General features: G+C 64.8%; 16 protein-coding genes and 5 pseudogenes. 20 read left to right on the forward strand and 1 reads right to left on the reverse strand.

Going from position 1 to position 18,711, the window contains the following annotated elements:
• Window positions 1–3: 3 nt before the first annotated feature.
• From DFQ15_RS17135 to xopAI, 9 genes and pseudogenes are all read left to right on the forward strand, one after another.
• Window positions 4–516 (forward strand): hypothetical protein, encoded by a 513-nt coding sequence (locus DFQ15_RS17135; RefSeq protein WP_146228724.1) that lies wholly within the window; start codon window positions 4–6, stop codon window positions 514–516.
• Window positions 517–551: 35 nt separating this feature from the next.
• Window positions 552–1,020, forward strand: a pseudogene (locus DFQ15_RS11460) (enoyl-CoA hydratase-related protein).
• A gap of 147 nt (window positions 1,021–1,167) precedes the next feature.
• The gene (locus tag DFQ15_RS11465; protein WP_110466108.1) at window positions 1,168–1,839 is read left to right on the forward strand and encodes a DUF4126 domain-containing protein; all 672 of its coding nucleotides are present in this window, start codon (window positions 1,168–1,170) and stop codon (window positions 1,837–1,839) included.
• Window positions 1,832–2,065 carry a biotin carboxylase N-terminal domain-containing protein gene (locus DFQ15_RS11470; protein WP_110466109.1) on the forward strand — a complete coding sequence of 78 codons (234 nt, stop codon included), beginning with the start codon at window positions 1,832–1,834 and terminating at the stop codon, window positions 2,063–2,065. The genes DFQ15_RS11465 and DFQ15_RS11470 overlap by 8 nt, the downstream gene beginning before the upstream one ends.
• A gap of 20 nt (window positions 2,066–2,085) precedes the next feature.
• Window positions 2,086–2,381, forward strand: a pseudogene (locus DFQ15_RS11475) (acetyl-CoA carboxylase biotin carboxyl carrier protein subunit); the annotation flags it as partial.
• Between the two features lie 95 nt (window positions 2,382–2,476).
• The gene (locus DFQ15_RS11480) at window positions 2,477–3,673 is read left to right on the forward strand and encodes an AAA family ATPase (protein ID WP_110466110.1); all 1,197 of its coding nucleotides are present in this window, start codon (window positions 2,477–2,479) and stop codon (window positions 3,671–3,673) included.
• Window positions 3,624–4,271 carry a DUF4276 family protein gene (locus tag DFQ15_RS11485; RefSeq protein WP_110466111.1) on the forward strand — a complete coding sequence of 216 codons (648 nt, stop codon included), beginning with the start codon at window positions 3,624–3,626 and terminating at the stop codon, window positions 4,269–4,271. The genes DFQ15_RS11480 and DFQ15_RS11485 overlap by 50 nt, the downstream gene beginning before the upstream one ends.
• Window positions 4,268–5,160 (forward strand): annotated as a pseudogene (locus DFQ15_RS11490) (2-hydroxyacid dehydrogenase). Before DFQ15_RS11485 ends, DFQ15_RS11490 begins: the two are co-directional and overlap by 4 nt.
• 335 nt (window positions 5,161–5,495) lie before the next feature.
• Window positions 5,496–6,359: a type III secretion system effector XopAI gene (gene xopAI, locus DFQ15_RS11495; RefSeq protein ID WP_199399862.1), complete on the forward strand. Its 864-nt coding sequence runs from the start codon at window positions 5,496–5,498 to the stop codon at window positions 6,357–6,359.
• Between the two features lie 126 nt (window positions 6,360–6,485).
• Here xopAI and DFQ15_RS11500 read toward each other — a convergent pair whose 3' ends face one another.
• Complete coding sequence (locus tag DFQ15_RS11500) at window positions 6,486–7,826, reverse strand: MFS transporter (protein WP_374941026.1); 1,341 nt, start codon at window positions 7,824–7,826, stop codon at window positions 6,486–6,488.
• 153 nt (window positions 7,827–7,979) lie between these two features.
• Between DFQ15_RS11500 and cyoA the strand changes: the two genes are divergently transcribed.
• From cyoA to DFQ15_RS11555, 11 genes and pseudogenes are all read left to right on the forward strand, one after another.
• Complete coding sequence (cyoA, locus tag DFQ15_RS11505; RefSeq protein ID WP_110466113.1) at window positions 7,980–9,047, forward strand: ubiquinol oxidase subunit II; 1,068 nt, start codon at window positions 7,980–7,982, stop codon at window positions 9,045–9,047.
• Between the two features lie 86 nt (window positions 9,048–9,133).
• Complete coding sequence (gene cyoB / locus DFQ15_RS11510; protein WP_110466114.1) at window positions 9,134–11,143, forward strand: cytochrome o ubiquinol oxidase subunit I; 2,010 nt, start codon at window positions 9,134–9,136, stop codon at window positions 11,141–11,143.
• Between the two features lie 19 nt (window positions 11,144–11,162).
• Window positions 11,163–11,792, forward strand: coding sequence for a cytochrome o ubiquinol oxidase subunit III (gene cyoC, locus DFQ15_RS11515; RefSeq protein WP_233504427.1), 630 nt, complete (start codon window positions 11,163–11,165; stop codon window positions 11,790–11,792).
• Window positions 11,789–12,235, forward strand: coding sequence for a cytochrome o ubiquinol oxidase subunit IV (gene cyoD / locus DFQ15_RS11520; protein ID WP_110466116.1), 447 nt, complete (start codon window positions 11,789–11,791; stop codon window positions 12,233–12,235). The genes cyoC and cyoD overlap by 4 nt, the downstream gene beginning before the upstream one ends.
• Window positions 12,236–12,273: 38 nt before the next feature.
• Window positions 12,274–13,104: an SURF1 family protein gene (locus DFQ15_RS11525; RefSeq protein WP_110466117.1), complete on the forward strand. Its 831-nt coding sequence runs from the start codon at window positions 12,274–12,276 to the stop codon at window positions 13,102–13,104.
• A gap of 8 nt (window positions 13,105–13,112) precedes the next feature.
• Window positions 13,113–14,456, forward strand: coding sequence for an ATP-binding protein (locus tag DFQ15_RS11530; protein ID WP_110466118.1), 1,344 nt, complete (start codon window positions 13,113–13,115; stop codon window positions 14,454–14,456).
• Window positions 14,446–14,982 (forward strand): response regulator transcription factor, encoded by a 537-nt coding sequence (locus tag DFQ15_RS11535; protein WP_110466119.1) that lies wholly within the window; start codon window positions 14,446–14,448, stop codon window positions 14,980–14,982. Before DFQ15_RS11530 ends, DFQ15_RS11535 begins: the two co-directional genes overlap by 11 nt.
• Window positions 14,983–15,135: 153 nt before the next feature.
• A pseudogene (locus DFQ15_RS11540) lies at window positions 15,136–15,783 on the forward strand (hydroxymethylglutaryl-CoA lyase); the annotation flags it as partial.
• Between the two features lie 25 nt (window positions 15,784–15,808).
• Entirely contained in the window at window positions 15,809–16,087 is a 279-nt protein-coding gene (locus DFQ15_RS11545; RefSeq protein WP_110466121.1) for a DUF1289 domain-containing protein, read from the forward strand.
• Between the two features lie 14 nt (window positions 16,088–16,101).
• Window positions 16,102–16,740, forward strand: coding sequence for a DsbA family protein (locus DFQ15_RS11550; protein WP_110466122.1), 639 nt, complete (start codon window positions 16,102–16,104; stop codon window positions 16,738–16,740).
• Between the two features lie 179 nt (window positions 16,741–16,919).
• Window positions 16,920–18,620: pseudogene (locus tag DFQ15_RS11555) on the forward strand (MFS transporter).
• The last annotated feature ends 91 nt before the right edge of the window (window positions 18,621–18,711 follow it).

Consider the following 18,711-nt stretch of genomic DNA (forward strand, 5'->3'; position numbering starts at 1 on the left):
TTGATGAGCGATGCGGCGTGGAGTTTTTGGGGTTCCGTGGCTGGCAGTCTGGTTGGCGGTTTGATTGCATGGTTCGTGGCCCGATGGGCAGCAAAAGTGCAGACGGATGCCGCGAGAAGTGTCGAAAACGAGCGCAACAAGAGAGAGTTGCTCGTCCACTTTCTCAAAGAGATCGATGAATACGTGCACTTTTCCTTTCGGGAAGGCGCTCGTGAGCAACGTCAACTTGCACGTCGTCGGATGACAACCACAGCGCTGATCGTGGCGCCGAACCGGGTGAGGGCAATCGATGAAGAAGCACGTGCCGTTGAGGTTTGGCACGGCGCGATGGACAAACGCGGGACAACGAACTTTAAACGGGTCAAAACATTCTTCGAGTTACTGCAGAACGAATTGTGTACAGAACATTTCCAGTTTGTGCTGCCTGTCGCGCCATCGGAAAACATGCCGACGGGGAGAGTCGAATCCGGTCAAGTGCTGGTCTCAACCCAGTCTCGCGCGGCGACGGACGTCTGAAGCGCACGTTCTTATTTCATCAAGCCCAGACGGCCATGGATGACTTCAAAGCAGTGGAATATTCGGTAGAAGGTTGTGTTGCTTGCGTTCGGCTCGACCGTCCGGGCACTTGTAATGCGTTCGACGACACCGTGATCGCCGAACTGACGCACTTGGCCGATGCCGGCAAACTGGCCACGATGCTGCGCACCATCGCCGAGTGTCCCAAGCCCACCGTCGCCCGGGTGCAGGGCGACGTGTATGCAGGCGGCATGGGCCTGGTGGCGGCCTGCGACATGGCGGTGAGCGTGGACACCGCGCTGCTCAAGGCACTCACCGCCGTCGGCCCGGTGGCGGTCGGCGCCTGCAAGGAACTGATCGTCGACGTGAACGGCCGCGCGATCGACTATGCGCCGGTGGCCCGCACCGTCGAGGGAAATCGCCGACATCCGCGCCAGCGACGAAGGCCGCGAGGGTGTGCGGGCCTTCCTGCAGAAGCGCAAACCGTCCTGGCTGGCCTCATGAACCGCCCCCCGTCTTCGCGCACTGCGTGTCGCTGCGCCAACCCCCTCGCCGGGGGCCATCCCGGCGGTCCGGCAAAGCCGGCCCCGCGGGACGAGGCGTGGCCGATGCCCATCGCCATGCGCGCCCCCTCTGCAGAGGAGACTTGGTGTGAATAGCCTCGACACGACCCAACTGCTGGCCCTGGCCGCCGCCCTCGGCTGGGCCAGCGGCGTGCGGCTGTACCTGGTGGTGCTGCTGACCGGCATCGCGGGCGCTCTGGACTGGGTGCCGCTGCCGGGCGGGCTGCAGCTGCTGGCGCATCCGGCGGTGCTGGCGGCCAGCGGCTTCATGGTGTTCGTCGAGTTCTTCGCCGACAAGATTCCGGGCCTGGATTCGCTGTGGGACGTGGTGCACACCGCCATCCGCATCCCTGCCGGCGCGGCCTTGGCGGCCGGCGTGTTTGGTGCCGACCACGGGGCGATGGCGGTGGTGGCGGCGCTGGTGGGCGGCGGCTTCGCGGCCACGGCGCACGCGGCCAAGGCCACCACCCGCGCGGCGATCAACACCTCGCCCGAGCCCTTCTCCAACGTGGGCGCTTCGCTGGTCGAAGACACCGCCGTGCCGGCCGGCCTGTGGCTGGCGGTGGCGCATCCGCTGGTGTTCATGGTGCTGCTGGTCGCGGCGCTGGCGCTCAGCGTCTGGCTGATCCGCAAGAGCTGGCGGTTCCTGCGGGCGCTGTTCGGCCGCGTCGCCCGCATCTTCAGCGGCCGGCCGGATCCGGGCACCGCGCCCGCGTTTTCCACCCACCAGAATGCTTCCGGAGACCCGCCCCATGTTTAAGAAAATCCTGATCGCCAATCGCGGTGAAATCGCCTGCCAGGTGGCGGCGACCGCGCGCCGCATGGGCATCCGGACGGTCGCCGCGTATTCCGACGCCGACGCGCATGAGCGGCATATGCAGGTCTGCGACGAGGCGGGTGCAGGCCCGGCTGGTGCGGGGCCGCGACGGCGCGCAGTAGCTGGCGGTGCCGGCCGATGCCGCGCCGCGACCGGCGCGAACGGTTGAATATCTACCCGAAAGGGCCCGAAGCCCATGTATTCTGCCGACTGGATGCTACACAAATAATAGCAATCGACCCGCTGGTCCATGCGACCTACACCCCCTCCGAAGGCGGCCGGCTGACGGCGCCGATGCCGGGCAAGGTGGTGTCGTTCGCCGTCCGGGCCGGCGACGCGGTGGCGCGGGGCCAGCGCGGGCGGTGATGGAGGCGATGAAGATGGAGCACACTATCGCCGCGCCGGCCGACGGGGTAGTGGAGGAGTTGCTGTACGCGCCCGGCGACCAGCTCATCGAAGGCGCGGAGCTGCTGCGGATCGGCTGAGATATGTCGCTGTGGATCATGTTGCTTACCGCAGAATGATGGTCCTTGACCAACAACTTCCGACGCCATCTTTGGGCTTCGGATAGCTACTCTTGATGACTCCCGCTCCTTTCCTCACACGTGTCGTGTTGCGCAACTACAAGAGCATTGGTAGTTGTGATGTCCGTTTGGGTCCTCTCACCTATTTGGTCGGTCCTAATGGCGCGGGCAAAAGTAATTTTTTAGATGCTCTTCATCTGGTCCGTGACGGACTAAGTGGATCGCTCGACAACGCTTTGAGCGAGCGCGGTGGACTGAGCGAAGTGCGACGTCGCTCCAACGGACATCCCACTCATTTTGGTATCCGGCTGGAGTTCAACTTGCCCGATGGAAACACGGGTCATTATGCTTTTAGCATCGGTGCATTACCAGGAAGAGCTTATGAGGTTCAGGTTGAGGAATGCGCAATCGGTGGCGCCGGTAAAGGCCCTTGCTTCAAGGTCGAGAGGGGCCAGCTGATCGCAAGCAGCGAGGACACATTTCCTGCTGTGACGCCTGATCGCTTGGCCTTGGTCGGCGTGTCAGGGTTAACAGTATTTCGTCCGGTTTTTGATGCGCTGACTGCTATGGGGTTTTATAACTTGAATCCTAAAGTTATGCGCGAACCTCAAAAACCCCAAGATGGGCGACTGCTGAAACCGGTCGGTGAAAACATTGCCAGTGTCATCGGGCATCTAGAAAGAACAGCGCCTGAGAGCATGGAGCTTATTCAGGAGTACCTGCAAACGGTCGTTCCAACAGTGCACGGCGTCAAGAGAGATCAGATAGGCCCTCTAGAATCACTACAGTTTCGCCAGGAAATGGCGGGCGCGCAGCACCCTTGGAAATTTCCTGCTCAAAATATGTCTGATGGGACACTCAGGGCATTGGGTGTGTTAACTGCGCTTTTTCAAGCCAGCCGTGACCACTCATCACTGTTGGTTGGAATAGAAGAGCCTGAGACCGCCTTGCATCCTGCGGCAAGTGCCGCTTTGCGTGAAGCTTTACGCCGCGCTTCGGATAAGACGCAAGTTATAGTGACCAGCCACAGTCCGGACCTCCTCGACGACTCGTCTATTGACCCCGACCACTTTTTGGCTGTGGTGTCTGAGCTTGGTGAGACACGCATTGCGCCACTTGATCTTGCATCGCGCCAAGCTATGCATGATCATCTGTTCTCAGCAGGAGAGTTGCTTCGACTCAATCAATTGGCACCAGACCAAGATGCACTTCAATTACAACGCGGTCGACAAATTGATCTGTTCGGAGTTTGATGTGTTGAATCGGGTAGTTTGTATTGTCGAGGGAGATGGAGAGGTCGCGGCGCTGCCTGTGCTATTACGTAGGTTGGCGCAGTGGCTTACTCCGCACAGAGAAATCAGAGTTCTTCCTCCGCTGCGAGTTCACCGCAATCGGTTTCTTAACAAGCCGGAACAGTTCAGTCGTTATATTCAACTTGCTGCTGCCAAATGCGGTTTAGAAGGCTGGTTGCTCATATTGCTTGACGCAGATGATGATTGCCCTGCAACCTGCGGTGCTGAAATCCTAAGAATAGCGCGCGCGCAGGCACCTCATAGAGACATATCGGTAGTTTTGGCAAACCGGGAGTACGAGGCATGGTTCCTCGCTGCTGCTCAGTCTCTTTGCGGATGCCGTGATTTTAGTGTTCAGGAATCAGAAATTCCCGCTGATCCTGAAGCACGTCGTGATGCAAAAGGTTGGGTAGGTCATCGGATGGGTAAGCCATATCATGAGATGACTGATCAGCCTGCACTATCCGCCTGTATGGATTTGGCGGTGGCCCGCGAGAAAAGTCGTTCCTTCCGGAAGTTATGTGATGAGTGGACACGCGCTTTTCCCTTAAATCAATGAACATCACGTTCTGCTGCACCGGCACCAAGGCCGGCCCCTGGATCGACGGACTGCGGGCCGCGCTGCCCTATGCCGCCGTCAGTGAATGGGTGCCTGGAGCGCACCGGCCGCCGACCATGCGGTGGTCTGAGGCCTTGTTCGACGAACAGACCGCCCCGCGCGGCATCTTCAACGTCGGCGCGGGTGTCGACGCGCTGATGGCCTTGCGGCTGCCGGCGGGGATTCCGGTGGTGCGGCTCGACGACAGCGGTACGGCGGTGCAGATGGCCGAGTTCGTCACCCATGCGGTGGTGCGGCATTTCCGCGAGTTCGACGGCTACGAGGCCGATACCGCGGCCGGCTGCTGGTCGTACCGCAAGCCGCGCGATCGGGCCGAGCATCCGGTCGGCGTGATGGGCCTGGGCGTGCTGGGCCAGCGGGTGGCCAAAACGCTGCGCGGCTTCGAGTTTCCGGTGCGTGGCTGGAGCCGGTCGCCGAAGGCTTCTCGGGCGATGCGCAATTCGACGCTTTTCTGGCCGGCACCCGCATCCTCGTCTGCCTGCTGCCGCTGCCCCCCGAAACCCAGGGCGTGATGCGGCGCGAGACGCTGTCGAAGCTGCTGCCGGGTGGCTACGTGGTCAACGTGGCGCGGGGCGGACACCTGGTCGAGCAGGACCTGCTGGCCCTGCTGGACGAGGGCCATCTGGCCGGCGCGGCGCTCGACGTGTTCCGCACCGAGCCGCTGCCGGCCGGGCACCCGTTTTGGACCCATCCGCGCATTACCGTCACGCCCCACACCTTGGCCCGCACCCTGCGGGACGAAAGCATCGCCCAGATCGCCGGCAAGATCCTGGCGCTGCAGGCGGGGCGGCCGATCGCGGGCGTGGTGGAGCCGGGCCGCGGCTACTGAGTCCGCCTTGAACAATCCCCCTCTCAGCTCCAGCCAGGCCGGTGATCGATCGGAGGGGCGCTCACATTGCACGTCCTATGAGCGGCCTTCGCACCGCCGGTGGCCCGCACTCAACCCATGCGCACTTGAAACCGAATTGTTCAGGGCGGACTCTCCATCACGTCCTCATGTTTCGGCTACGCGCATGCTGTTTCGCACCCGGCGTACGCAATTCATCCATCGATCGCCAAGATTCGTGAATCAAGAAGTTCCCCGTGCGTGCAATGGCGAGGATGGTGCTCAGGCATCGCGTCAGTGCGTGCAGGACTTCCAAATCTTCAATGGGTGGACGGCACATGGATCAACGTATTTCAGGCTCCTCGAGTTCTTACTGGCCGCAGTTTTCTTCGCTCAAGATCACAGAATCTCCCGATCCTTCACGCTCGGCATCCTCCTCGAACTGCTCCACCCCCGAGGGGTTGTCGCCTCGCGCCTCCTTTCTCGCTGGTGGAAATATCGCGCCGCGAGCTGCGCTGTCACGCCTGCCCTCTTTTTCTCATGCAGAGTTGCAGGCAGAAAAACGCAGGGTCATGGAAAGAATCCAGGGCGAAGGCGTCCACTTTCGAAGCACGCAGGAAGACAGGGACCAGTTCAAATTGGCATATCTGTCGCAGCACGATAACGACATCGACGAATGGGAAACCAACGCCTGGGACCTCGACAGCCTGAAGTATTCGAGCCCCGAACTGGCACACATGCCCATCGAGGACATGATCGCCCTGCGCGCCTGGACCATCACCCCCGATTACCAGATCGTGCAGGACGTACTGGAAGCAAACGCGCCTTGTTCTGTCGAAGGCTTAGCTTACGCGAAATGCATTGTTTCGGCCCTGCATTCGCTTCCTGATTCGTACTCCCATCAAGGAACGGTTTTCACGGGTGAGGACCAGTCTGACCAGTGGGTACGTCAGCGCTACAAGCAAGGGGATACCGTCACCAACTTGCGCTTTTTCGCAACGTCTGAGACGAAGGAAGCCGCTTGGCAAGGCAAGCGCGTGGAATGGGAGACCGACTCTCAGAGCGGCAAGCGAATCTCCAAATTTTCTTTCATCAAAGATGAACAAGAGGTGCTCTTTCCCCCGGGCACCCAATTCAAGATCGACAGGATAGAGCGTTCATCGCACCGCCCCATCATCAAAATTTACCAGAGCGAAATCTGAACTACCCGACCTTTCACCGGCTGATCTGGCTCTGAGAGCGGCCGACAGCACCCTTCCGGCGTCGTTGCCGTATCTTGTCGTGCCACACGTGCCACACGTGCCGCCTGCGATGCGCCGCCCAGACTCCTAGTCCCGCGAAGCGCGCTTGCGGTTGATCCAGAGCGCCGCCAGTGTCAGCACCGCGCCCGACATCAGGTATGCGGTGAGGTAGCCCAGGCCGAAGTTGGCCGACAGGCCCAGCGCCACCAGCGGTGCGAAGGCCGCGCCGACCAGCCAGGCCAGGTCGGCGGTCAGCGCCGCGCCGGTGTAGCGGTAGATCGACGAGAAGTTGGCGGTCACGGTGCCGGCCGCCTGGCCGTAGGACAGGCCCAGCAGCACGAAGCCGACCAGGATGAACGCGTCCTGCGCCACCTCGGAGCCACCCATCAGCGACGGGGCGAACAGACTGAAGATGCCGATCAGCACCGCCAGCGTGCCCAGGGTGTTGCGCCGGCCGAAGCGGTCGGCGATCACGCCCGAGGCGATGGTGCTGAGGATAGCGAAGAAGCCGCCCACGACCTGTACAGCCAGCACCTCGTTCACCGACTGGGTGGTGCCCAGCACGATCCAGGACAGCGGAAACACCGTGATCAGGTGGAACAGCGCGTAGCTGGCCAGTGCGGTGAAGGCGCCGACGAAGATGTTGTAGCCCTGGGTTCGGACCATTTCCCGCACGCTGGTCGGCTCCAGCTCGCGCTCCTCGAGCAGCTGGGTGTATTCGTGTGTCACCACCAGGCGCAGCCGGGCGAAGAGCGCCACCACGTTGATCGCGAACGCCACGTAGAACGGATAGCGCCAGCCGAACTCCAGGAAGTCCTTGAGCGACAGGTTGCTGTGCAGGAACAGGAACAGCGCGCTGGCGATGATGAAGCCGATCGGTGCGCCCAGCTGGCCCAGCATGGCGTACCAGCCACGGCGATTCTCCGGCGCGTTCAGTGCCAGCAGCGAGGGCAGGCCGTCCCAGGAACCGCCGAGGGCGATGCCCTGCAGGAAGCGGAAGATGGAGAGCAGCACGATCGAGGTGATGCCCAGGCTGGCGTAGCCGGGCAGGAAGGCGATGCCGGCGGTGGAGATACCCAGCAGGAACAGCGCGATCGTCAGCTTGGTGCTGCGGCCCCACCGGCGCTGGATGCCCATGAAAAGCGTGGTGCCGATCGGACGCGCGATGAAGGCGAACGAAAAGACCACGAAGGCCCAAAGGGTTCCCTCCAGCCGTTCCTCGAACGGGAAGAAGATCGCCGGAAACACCAGCACCGAGGCGATGCCGTAGACGAAGAAGTCGAAATACTCCGATGCGCGACCGATGACCACGCCGATGGCGATTTCCCCGGGGGCGACCTTCGAATGGTTCGCCGTGATCTGGCGGACATCGTTCTCCGCGCCGGGCGATGAGGTTTCGGGATGCTGCGAACTGATGCTGGCCATCATGCGTACTCTTGATTCTGGTGTAGTGTCATGCTAAACGCCCGCAGGGTCGCATTGCTTGGACAAAGCCGCCATAGGACAAAACGTCCAATGCCCCACCGAAGGGGATGGGCGTAGATTCTGCACATCTTAGAACCCCTGACGATTCCGCCCGGCATGCCCTCCCTCCAAACACTCCGCCGCCTGCTCCTGGTCGCGCCTGCCGTGCTGCTGGCGGGCTGCAACGCCGTGCTGCTCAGCCCTTCGGGTGACGTTGCGCTGCAGCAGCGCGACCTGATCATCGTCTCCACCGTGCTGATGCTGATCATCATCGTCCCGGTGATCGCTCTCACCTTCGTCTTCGCGTGGAAGTACCGCAAGGCGAACACCGAGGCGCGCTACGAGCCCGACTGGGACCATTCCACCCTGCTCGAGCTGCTGATCTGGGCGGCGCCGCTCCTGATCATCATCGCGCTGGGCGCGGTCACCTGGATCAGCACCCACACGCTCGACCCGTACCGGCCACTCGACCGGCTGCAGGCCGGTCGCAGCGTGCCCGAAGGCACCAAGCCGCTGGTGGTGGAAGTGGTGGCGCTCGACTGGAAGTGGCTCTTCATCTACCCCGAGCAGGGCATCGCCACCGTCAACGAGCTGGCGGCCCCGGTCGAGCGGCCGATCCACTTCAAGATCACCGCGTCGTCGGTCATGAACTCGTTCTTCATCCCGGCGCTGGCCGGCCAGATCTATGCGATGCCCAGCATGCAGACCCAGCTGCACGCGGTGATCAACAAGCCGGGCGAGTACGAAGGCATGTCGGCCAATTACAGCGGCGCGGGCTTCTCGGGCATGCGCTTCAAGTTCCACGGCTACGCCCCGTCCGACTTCGACCGCTGGGTGCAGGCCGCCAAGTCCGAAGGCAAGCAGCTCGACCGCGACGGCTACCTGCTGCTGGAAAAGCCCAGCGAGCGCGAGCCGGTGCGGCGCTACGCCACGGTGGACGCGGGCCTGTACGACGCGGTGCTCAACCGCTGCGTCGAGGCCAACCGCATGTGCATGAAGGACATGATGGCGATCGACGCCAGAGGCGGCATCGGCGGCGTGGCCGGCACCCACAACCGGGCGTCGATCGACGCCGCCACCCGCGAGCGCCTGGGCCTGGACAAGTCGAAGGTCTACGTCGGCGCGCTGTGCACCCCGACCGACCCGACCGGCATCCTGCCCGCACCGACCGGCCAGCCCCTCTGACCGGCACGCTTTCCTGACCCTTTCGGCGGAGGCAGCCGCCCGACCCGGACGACCACCACCGCTTCATTCTTGGCAATTGGCTCACCATGTTCGATCAACTCGACTTCACGAAGCTCATCTTCGGCCGCCTCTCATGGGAGGCGATTCCGCTCCATGACCCGATCCTGCTGGCGACCTTCGTCATGGTGGTGCTCGGCGGCACGGCGGTGGTCGGCGGGCTGACTTACTTCAAGCAATGGGGCTACCTGTGGCGCGAGTGGTTCACCAGCATCGACCACAAGAAGATCGGCATCATGTACATGGTGCTGGGCATCGTCATGCTGCTGCGTGGTTTCGCCGACGCGATCATGATGCGGGCGCACCAGGCCTTCGCCTTCGCCTTCGGCGACTCGGCCGGCTTTCTGCCGCCGCACCACTACGACCAGATATTCACCGCGCACGGCGTGATCATGATCTTCTTCGTGGCGATGCCGCTGGTGACCGGCCTGATGAACTACGTCGTGCCGCTGCAGATCGGCGCGCGCGACGTGGCCTTCCCGTTCCTCAACAACTTCAGCTTCTGGATGACGACCAGTGGCGCGGCGCTGGTGATGGCCTCGCTGTTCGTGGGCGAATTCGCCCGCACCGGCTGGCTGGCCTATCCGCCGCTGTCGGGCATCGACTTCAGCCCGGACGTGGGCGTGGACTACTACATCTGGTCGCTGCAGCTGGCCGGCATCGGCACGCTGCTGTCGGGCATCAACCTGCTGGTCACCATCGTCAAGATGCGCGCGCCGGGCATGGGCCTGATGAAGATGCCGATCTTCACCTGGACCGCGCTCTGCACCAACGTGCTGATCGTGGCCGCCTTCCCGGTGCTGACCGCCGTGCTGGCCCTGCTGTCGCTCGACCGCTACGTGGGCACCGCCTTCTTCACGAACGACTTCGGCGGCAACCCGATGATGTACGTGAACCTGATCTGGATCTGGGGACACCCCGAGGTCTACATCCTGATCCTGCCGGCCTTCGGCGTGTTCTCCGAGATCGTCTCCACCTTCTGCGGCAAGCGCCTGTTCGGCTACGCGTCGATGGTCTACGCCACGATCGTGATCACCATCCTGTCGTACCTGGTGTGGCTGCACCACTTCTTCACCATGGGCTCCGGCGCCAGCGTGAACTCGTTCTTCGGCATCACCACCATGATCATCTCGATCCCGACCGGGGCGAAGATCTTCAACTGGCTGTTCACGATGTACAAGGGCCGCATCCGCTTCGAGGTGCCGATGCTCTGGACCATCGGCTTCATGGTCACCTTCGTGATCGGCGGCATGACCGGCGTACTGCTGGCGGTGCCCCCGGCCGACTTCATGCTGCACAACAGCCTGTTCCTGATCGCCCACTTCCACAACGTGATCATCGGCGGCGTGATATTCGGCATGTTCGCCGGCATCAACTACTGGTTCCCGAAGGCCTTCGGCTACAAGCTCGACGATTTCTGGGGCCGGTGTTCGTTCTGGTTCTGGCTGGTCGGCTTCTGGGTCGCGTTCATGCCGCTCTATGTGCTGGGCCTGATGGGCGTGACCCGCCGCATGAGCCACTTCGAAGACCCGTCGCTGCAGATCTGGTTCCAGATCGCCGCCTTCGGCGCATTCCTTATCGCGCTCGGCATCGCGTCGTTCCTGATCCAGCTGTTCGTGAGCTTCCGCAATCGCGAGAAGCTGCGCGATTTCTCGGGCGACCCGTGGGGTGGCCGTACGCTGGAATGGTCGACGTCGTCGCCGCCGCCGGCCTATAACTTCGCCTTCACGCCGATGGTGCACGACGGCGACGCCTGGCACGACATGAAGAAGCGCGGCTACGGCCGTCCGCTGCAGGGCTTCCTGCCGATCCACATGCCTGCCAACACCGCGGCCGGCATCGTGATCGCGGGCCTGTCGACGGTGTTCGGCTTCGCGATGATCTGGCAGATGTGGCCGCTGGCCATCCTGGGCTTCGTGGCGGTCGTCACCGCTGCCATCGTCCATACCTTCAACTACAAGCGCGATTTCTACATCCCCGTCGACCAGATCGTCGTCACCGAAGAAGACCGCACCCGCATGCTGGCCCGCCATGTCTGATACCACCCTTTCCCCGACGATGCCCCCGACGCATTCCGGCTCCGTGAGCGAGCCGGACAACCTGCGCTTCTACGTCCCCGAAGAGCACCATCCGCAGAACGGCACGCTGCTGGGTTTCTGGCTCTACCTGATGAGCGACTGCCTCATCTTCGCCTGCCTGTTCGCGGTGTACGGCGTGCTGGGCCGCAGCTACGCGGCAGGCCCTTCGGGAGGCGAGCTGTTCGACCTGAAACTGGTCGCGCTCAACACCGCGATGCTGCTGCTGTCCTCGATCACTTACGGCTTCGCGATGTTGGAGATGCAAAAGAAGCGGGTGAAGGCCACGATGGTCTGGCTGGGCATCACCGGCCTGTTCGGCCTGGCCTTCCTGAGCCTGGAGCTCTATGAGTTCGCCCACCTGATCCACGAAGGCGCGGTGCCGCAGCGCAGCGCTTTCCTGTCGTCGTTCTTCGCCCTGGTGGGCACCCACGGCCTGCACGTGGCCTTCGGCGTCGTCTGGCTGGTGGTCCTGATGACGCAGCTCAGGCAGCGCGGCCTGGTCGCGGAAAACCGACGCCGGCTGATGTGCCTCTCCCTGTTCTGGCACTTCCTGGACGTCGTCTGGATCGGCGTCTTCACCTTCGTCTACCTGATGGGAGTGCTGCCATGAGCGCGCACGACAACACCAAGCCGGCACACGGCATGCACGATGCCCACGCGGGCCGTCACGGCCACGATGCCCACGACGGCGACCACGGTCACGACCACGAAGACGACGGGGCCGCGCATAGCACGCTGAAGGGTTATGTCACCGGCTTCATCCTGTCGGTGATCCTGACCGCGATCCCGTTCTGGCTGGTGATGGGCAACGTGTTCGAGAAGTCGAGCACGACCGCGCTGGTGATCCTGGGCTTCGCCGCGGTGCAGATCGTGGTGCACATGGTCTACTTCCTGCACATGAACACCAAGTCCGAAGGCGGCTGGAATATGCTGGCGCTGATCTTCACCCTGGTGGTGGTCGTCATCACGTTGAGCGGTTCGCTGTGGGTCATGTTCCATATGAACGCCAACATGATGCCGATGTCGGCCCACGAAATGAAGAACATGCCCTGACGGGCGCGGCGGCGAGTGCCTGGTGGCGTGACAACCGTATGAGCGCGGACGACGCGACCGCGCGCGGGCCGCGCAGCCCGCTGCTGTTGGGGGTGGTGGCCGCGGTTTCACTGATATTGTTCGCCGGCTTCCTGGCGCTCGGCATTTGGCAGGTCCAGCGCCTGGCGTGGAAGCGAGACCTGATCGCCCGGGTCGATCAGCGGGTGCATGCCGCGCCGGCGCCGCCGCCCGGCCCGGCCGCCTGGCCGGCGCTGTCGGCCGCATCGGACGAGTACCGACGCCTGCGCCTCGCCGGCGTTTTCCTCCACGACCGCGAAACCATCGTCCAGGCGACCACTGCGCTCGGACCCGGCTTCTGGGTGCTGACTCCGATGCGCACCACCGGCGGCATGGTGGTCCTGGTCAACCGCGGTTTCGTGCCGCCGGAAAGGCGTGATCCCGCGACGCGGCCGGCCGGCCAGCCATCCGGCACCGTCGACGTCGTCGGCCTGCTGCGCCTGACCGAGCCGCACGGCGGGTTCCTGCGCGAGAACGACCCTGCCACCGACCGCTGGCATTCGCGCGATGTCCAGGCGATCGCCGAAGCGCGCGGCTTGCGGTCGCTGGGCCCGGTGGCGCCGTACTTCGTCGATGCGGCGGCCGGCCCCGCGGTGCCCACCGGCCCGTCCGCCACCGGTGCCCCGGTCGGCGGCTTGACCGTCGTCCAGTTTCCCAACAACCACACCGTCTATGCGCTGACGTGGTTCGCCCTTGCGCTGATGGTGGCCGCCGCGGCGGCCCATGTGGCGAGGGACGAACTGCGGGTACGCCGCCGCGCGGCCGGGACGGCAGCCGAATCCGATGCCGGGGAAGGGGGCGGTCGCGGGTAGAGTCGGCCATGGCCAGCTTTTCCGACCACCTTCCGCGCTTTCCGGCCCGTGCCCCCTCCGCCGCGAGGGTCGACAACGCCACCGTCCGCAAGAACATGCACCAGCTGGTGCAACTGCGCTGGATCGCGGTGGTGGGCCAGGTGTTCGCCATCCTGGTGGTGCATTTCGGCTTCGGTATCGCGCTGCCTCTGAAACCGATGCTGGTAGTGCTGCTGTGCCTGGCCGCCTTCAACATCGCCAGCCTGCTGCGCTGGCGCCGCCGCAGCGATGTCTCCAACGGCGAGCTGTTCCTGGCGCTGCTGGTCGACGTGGCGATGCTCACCGCCCAGCTGTGCCTGAGCGGCGGCGCCACCAACCCGTTCGTCTTCCTGTACCTGCTGCAGGTCACGCTGGCCGCGGTGCTGCTCGATGCCTGGTCGACCTGGACGATGGTGGCGATCACCGCGCTCTGCTTCGCCGGCCTGACCTTCTTCGGCCCGCCGCTGGCGTTCCCGCCCGACCAGGCGCAGGGTCTGCTCAGCCCCTACGTGCTGGGCCTGCTGATCTGCTTCGCGCTCAACGCCACGCTGCTGGTGGTCTTCATCACCCGCATCGGCCGCAACCTGCGGGAGCGCGACGGCCGGCTGGCCGACCTGCGGCAGCGCGCGGCGGAAGAAGAACACATCGTGCGCATGGGCCTGCTGGCCTCGGGCGCGGCGCACGAGCTCGGCACGCCGCTGGCCACGCTGGCGGTGATCCTGGGCGACTGGCGCCGGCTGCCGCATTTCAGCTCCGACCCGGAGCTGCTGCAGGAGGTGGCCGAAATGCAGGTACAGGTGCAGCGCTGCAAGTCGATCGTAAGCGGCATCCTGCTGTCGGCCGGCGAGGCGCGCGGCGAGTCGTCGGAGGAGACGACGATCTGCGACTTCCTCGACGACCTGGTGGACGATTGGTGCGCCACCCGGCCGCAGACCACCCTGGCCTACGACAACCGGGTGGCGGACGACCTGCCGATGGTGTCCGATTCGGCCCTCCAGCAGATGATCTGCAACGTGCTCGACAACGCGCTGGATGCCTCGCCCCACTGGGTGCGGCTGGAGGCCGAGCGCGACGCCGACGTGCTGCGCCTCACGGTGACCGACGCCGGCCCCGGCTTCGCGCCGGCGATGCTGGCCCAGTTCGGCAAGCCCTACCAGTCGAGCAAGGGCCGGCCCGGCGGCGGGCTGGGGCTGTTCCTTGTGGTCAACGTGGCCCGCACCGTGGGCGGGCATGTGAGCGCCGCCAACCGGCCGCAGGGCGGGGCGGCCGTCACCATCACCCTGCCGCTGGCCGCGATCACGCTCGAGGAGGAAGAGGCACCCGATGGAAGCTGAACGCCTGCTGTTGATCGTCGAGGACGACGCCGCCTTCGCCCGCACCCTGGGCCGCTCCTTCGAGCGCCGGGGCTACACCGTGCTGCTGGCCGCCAGCCAGGAAGAAATGGCGGTGCTGCTGCGCTCGCACCAGCCGGGCTACGCGGTGGTCGACCTGAAGCTGAGCGGCGAGGCCACCGGCCTGGCCTGCGTGCAGGAACTGCATGCCTGCAACCCGGCGATGCTGATCGTGGTTCTCACCGGCTTCGCGAGCATCGCCACCGCGGTCGAGGCGATCAAGCTCGGGGCCTGCCACTACCTGGCCAAGCCGTCGAACACCGACGACATCGAGGCCGCCTTCGGCCGGGCCGAGGGCACGGTCGAGGTCGAGCTGACCAACCGCGCCACCTCGATCAAGACGCTCGAGTGGGAGCGGATCCACGAGACGCTGGCCGAGACCGGCTTCAACATCTCCGAGACCGCGCGCCGGCTCGGCATGCACCGCCGCACCCTGGCCCGCAAGCTGGGCAAGCAGCAGGTCAAGTAGCGCGCCCGGCACAGCGGCAGCGGCGCGGGGTGGCGCGATCCGCAATCCCGTCGGCGCCATCTATGCCGGAGGTGTGGATACCCTGTCGGGCCGGCCGGCGGTGCCTGCCGACCGCCGACAATCCGAGCCGGACATCCACCCAGCGAAACTCCCATGCCCCTGCCCACCCGCGTCAAGATCGTCGACGTCGGCCCCCGCGACGGCCTGCAGAACGAGAAGCGGACGGTGCCCGCCGCGACCAAGATCGAACTGGTGCACCTCCTGCAGGCCGCCGGCCTGCGGGACATCGAGGTGACCCGTTTCGTCAGCCCCAAGCGGGTGCCGCAGATGGCCGACGCGGCCGAGGTGATGGCCGGCATCCGCCGCCGGCCGGGCATGCGCTATTCGGTGCTGACGCCCAACCTCGAAGGCTACCGAGCGGCGCTGGCCTGGAAGCCCGACGAGATCGTCGTCTTCGGTGCCGCCAGCCAGGCGTTCAGCCAGCGCAACATCAACTGTTCGATCGCAGAGAGCAGCGAGCGCTTCGCCCCGTTGGCGGCCTCGGCGCGCGCCGCCGACATCCATGTGCGCGGCGCGATCTCCTGCGCCGTCGGCTGCCCCTACGAAGGCGACGTGGCGCCCGAGCGGGTCGGCATGGTCTCCCGGCGGATGAAGGAGCGTGGGGTGCAGCACGTCGGCGTGGCCGACACCATCGGCGTCGGCAATCCGCGCTCCACCCAGCGCGCGCTGGATGCGGCATTGGCGCACTACGCGCCGGCCGACGTGTCGGGCCACCACCACGATACCTACGGCCAGGCGCTGCTCGAAAAACGCCAGGCCTGAGCCGATGACCGAATCCGTCTCCGAGCCCGAAACGACCGCGGTCGACCCGGCGGTGCGCGCCCGCGCGCTGTTGCTGGAGCGCGCCGCCACCGTCGCCGGCGGCCTGCCCGACGTGCCGTCGCCCTGCGTGTCGGTCTGCCGCATGAACGCCGAACGGAGTTTCTGCGAAGGCTGTTTCCGGTCGATCGACGAGATCCGCGCCTGGTCGCGTTCGGACGATGCGCACAAACGCACCGTCTGGGCCCGGCTGCTGAAGCGGATGGACGCCACCACACCACCGTAGCCGAGGCCCGTCCCATGCACGCCATCGTCTTCCATCTCGATTTCGTCTCGCCTTACGCCCACCTGGCGTTCGCCCGCCTGCCGCAGGTGCTGGAGGGGCTGAGCTACGCGGTGGAGTACCGGCCGGTGCTGCTCGGCGCGCTGCTGCAGAAGCACGCCAATCCCGGGCCTGCGGGCATCGAGCCGAAGCGGCACTGGACCTACCGGCAGGCGCAGTGGCTGGGCCGGGCGCACGGCGTCGATCTGCAGCTGCCGGCGGCCCACCCCTTCGGCCCCTTGCCGCTGCTGCGGCTGGCACTGGCGACTTCCGACGACGGCAGCGTCAACCGTTTCGTGGCGGGCCGGGTGCTGGCGCATGTCTGGCAGGGCGGGGCCGATGCGAACGATCCCGGGCGCCTGGCCGCGCTGGCGGCGGCGCTGCCGCTGCGCCACGACCCTGCCGGCCCCGAGGTCGAGGCACTGCTGCGCGCCAACACCGATGCCGCGGTGGCGCGCGGCGTCTTCGGCGTGCCGACCATGGCGGTGGGCGAGCAGCAGTTCTGGGGTTTCGAGAGCCTGCCGATGCTGCGCGCCTGCCTGGACGGCGACCCCTGGTTCTCCGGCCCGGCATGGGCCGCGGCACGCGATCTGCCGACCGGTCTGAAAGCCGGCTGAAGCGGGCCGAAGCCACCCAGCTCCCACATTGCAAAACCGAAGGAGATGGTTTGCCCTAGGGTTGTCAGATGCGCGTCAGTCTGGTGAAAGCTGGTGTTGGTTTCGCGTCAGAACAGCGTCAGTGCAGCGCCTAAGAATAGGGGCTCGCCGGTCCGGCGACATCCAATAAGGAGACAAGCATGTCATCAATCCCTGTGGGCAGCGGACGCGTACCGCAGCAGCCGGCGCCGCGGCCGATGAGCGCCGAGGAGAAGAAAGTCATCTTCGCCTCGTCGCTCGGCACGGTGTTCGAGTGGTACGACTTCTACCTCTACGGCTCGCTGGCGGCGATCGTCGCCAAGCAGTTCTTCAGCGGGCTGGATCCTTCGGCGGCCTTCATCTTCGCGCTGCTGGCCTTCGCGGCCGGCTTCCTGGTGCGGCCGTTCGGCGCCATCGTGTTCGGCCGCCTGGGAGACATGATCGGGCGCAAGTACACCTTCCTGGTCACGATCCTGATCATGGGCCTGTCCACCTTCATCGTGGGCATCCTGCCGAGCTACGCCGCCATCGGCGTCGCCGCGCCGGTGATCCTGATCGCGCTGCGCATGCTGCAGGGCCTGGCCCTCGGCGGCGAGTACGGCGGTGCCGCCACCTACGTGGCCGAGCATGCGCCGCACGGCAAGCGCGGCGCCTATACCTCGTGGATCTAGACGACGGCCACGCTCGGCCTGTTCCTGAGCCTGCTGGTCATCCTGGGCGTGCGCACCACCGTCGGCGAGGAGGCCTTCGGCGACTGGGGCTGGCGCATTCCGTTCCTGGTGTCGATCCTGCTGCTGGGCGTGTCGGTGTGGATCCGGCTGTCCCTGTCGGAATCACCCGCCTTCCAGAAGATGAAGGTCGAGGGCAAGACCTCCAAGGCGCCGCTGAAGGAATCCTTCGGCGAGTGGAAGAACCTCAAGATCGTGATCCTGGCCCTGATCGGCCTGACCGCCGGCCAGGCCGTGGTCTGGTACACCGGCCAGTTCTACGCGCTGTTCTTCCTGACGCAACAGCTCAAGGTGGATACGGTCACCGCCAACCTGATGATCGCCGCGGCCCTGCTGCTAGGCACGCCGTTCTTCGTGGTCTTCGGCACGCTGTCGGACAAGATCGGCCGCAAGCCGATCATCATGGCCGGCTGCCTGCTGGCGGTGCTGACCTATTTCCCGGTCTTCAAGGCGCTGACCTGGGCCGCCAACCCCGATCTGGCCAAAGCGCAGAACACCGCGGCCGTCACCGTCACGGCGGACCCGGCCACCTGCTCCTTCCAAGGTAATCCGGTGGCCCGCGAGATCGACTTCAAGAGTTCCTGCGACATCGCCAAGCGCTACCTGGTGCAGAACTCGGTGAGCTACGAGAACGTCGCCGGTCCGGCCGGCTCCCCGGCCCAGGTGAAGATCGGCAGCAAGACCGTGGCGGCCCCGACCGGCAACGTGGTCGACCTGAAGTTTGACGACGCCTCTGTCAAGGGCATCGCCGCCTTCAAGAAGGAAGTGGGCGACGACCTCAAGGCCTCCGGTTACCCGGCCAAGGCCGATCCGGCCAAGATGAACACGCTGCTGATGGTGGCGATCCTGTTCTACCTGGTGCTGCTGGTGACGATGGTCTACGGCCCCATCGCCGCGATGCTGGTCGAGATGTTCCCGACCCGGATCCGCTACACCTCGATGAGCCTGCCGTACCACATCGGCAACGGCTGGTTCGGCGGCCTGCTGCCGACCACCTCGTTCGCGATCGTGGCCTCCACCGGCAACATGTACAACGGCCTCTGGTACCCGATCATCATCGCGGGCACCACGCTGGTGATCGGCACGCTGTTCATGCGCGAGACAAAAGACGTCGACATCTACGCCAACGACTAGTGTGGTGTCTCAAAAATAAGCCGAACTAAGTTGACGAATGGTTATCCATGAGTTTCCAAGTCCAGGAAACTACAAAGATGACCAGATCAGG

It is taken from the genome of Xylophilus ampelinus (assembly GCF_003217575.1).
GTDB classification, from domain to species: Bacteria; Pseudomonadota; Gammaproteobacteria; order Burkholderiales; family Burkholderiaceae_C; genus Xylophilus; species Xylophilus ampelinus.

Coding starts and splice junctions, on each gene's coding strand:
- DFQ15_RS11530 (WP_110466118.1), top strand. CDS start 13,113: ATGGCCAGCTTTTCCGACCACCTTCCGCGCTTTCCGGCCCGTGCCCCC.
- DFQ15_RS11550 (WP_110466122.1), top strand. CDS start 16,102: ATGCACGCCATCGTCTTCCATCTCGATTTCGTCTCGCCTTACGCCCAC.
- DFQ15_RS11535 (WP_110466119.1), top strand. CDS start 14,446: ATGGAAGCTGAACGCCTGCTGTTGATCGTCGAGGACGACGCCGCCTTC.
- cyoD (WP_110466116.1), top strand. CDS start 11,789: ATGAGCGCGCACGACAACACCAAGCCGGCACACGGCATGCACGATGCC.
- cyoA (WP_110466113.1), top strand. CDS start 7,980: ATGCCCTCCCTCCAAACACTCCGCCGCCTGCTCCTGGTCGCGCCTGCC.
- DFQ15_RS11525 (WP_110466117.1), top strand. CDS start 12,274: ATGAGCGCGGACGACGCGACCGCGCGCGGGCCGCGCAGCCCGCTGCTG.
- DFQ15_RS11480 (WP_110466110.1), top strand. CDS start 2,477: ATGACTCCCGCTCCTTTCCTCACACGTGTCGTGTTGCGCAACTACAAG.
- DFQ15_RS11485 (WP_110466111.1), top strand. CDS start 3,624: ATGCACTTCAATTACAACGCGGTCGACAAATTGATCTGTTCGGAGTTT.
- DFQ15_RS11545 (WP_110466121.1), top strand. CDS start 15,809: ATGACCGAATCCGTCTCCGAGCCCGAAACGACCGCGGTCGACCCGGCG.
- cyoB (WP_110466114.1), top strand. CDS start 9,134: ATGTTCGATCAACTCGACTTCACGAAGCTCATCTTCGGCCGCCTCTCA.
- xopAI (WP_199399862.1), top strand. CDS start 5,496: ATGGATCAACGTATTTCAGGCTCCTCGAGTTCTTACTGGCCGCAGTTT.
- DFQ15_RS11470 (WP_110466109.1), top strand. CDS start 1,832: ATGTTTAAGAAAATCCTGATCGCCAATCGCGGTGAAATCGCCTGCCAG.
- DFQ15_RS17135 (WP_146228724.1), top strand. CDS start 4: ATGAGCGATGCGGCGTGGAGTTTTTGGGGTTCCGTGGCTGGCAGTCTG.
- DFQ15_RS11500 (WP_374941026.1), bottom strand. CDS start 7,826: ATGATGGCCAGCATCAGTTCGCAGCATCCCGAAACCTCATCGCCCGGC.
- cyoC (WP_233504427.1), top strand. CDS start 11,163: ATGCCCCCGACGCATTCCGGCTCCGTGAGCGAGCCGGACAACCTGCGC.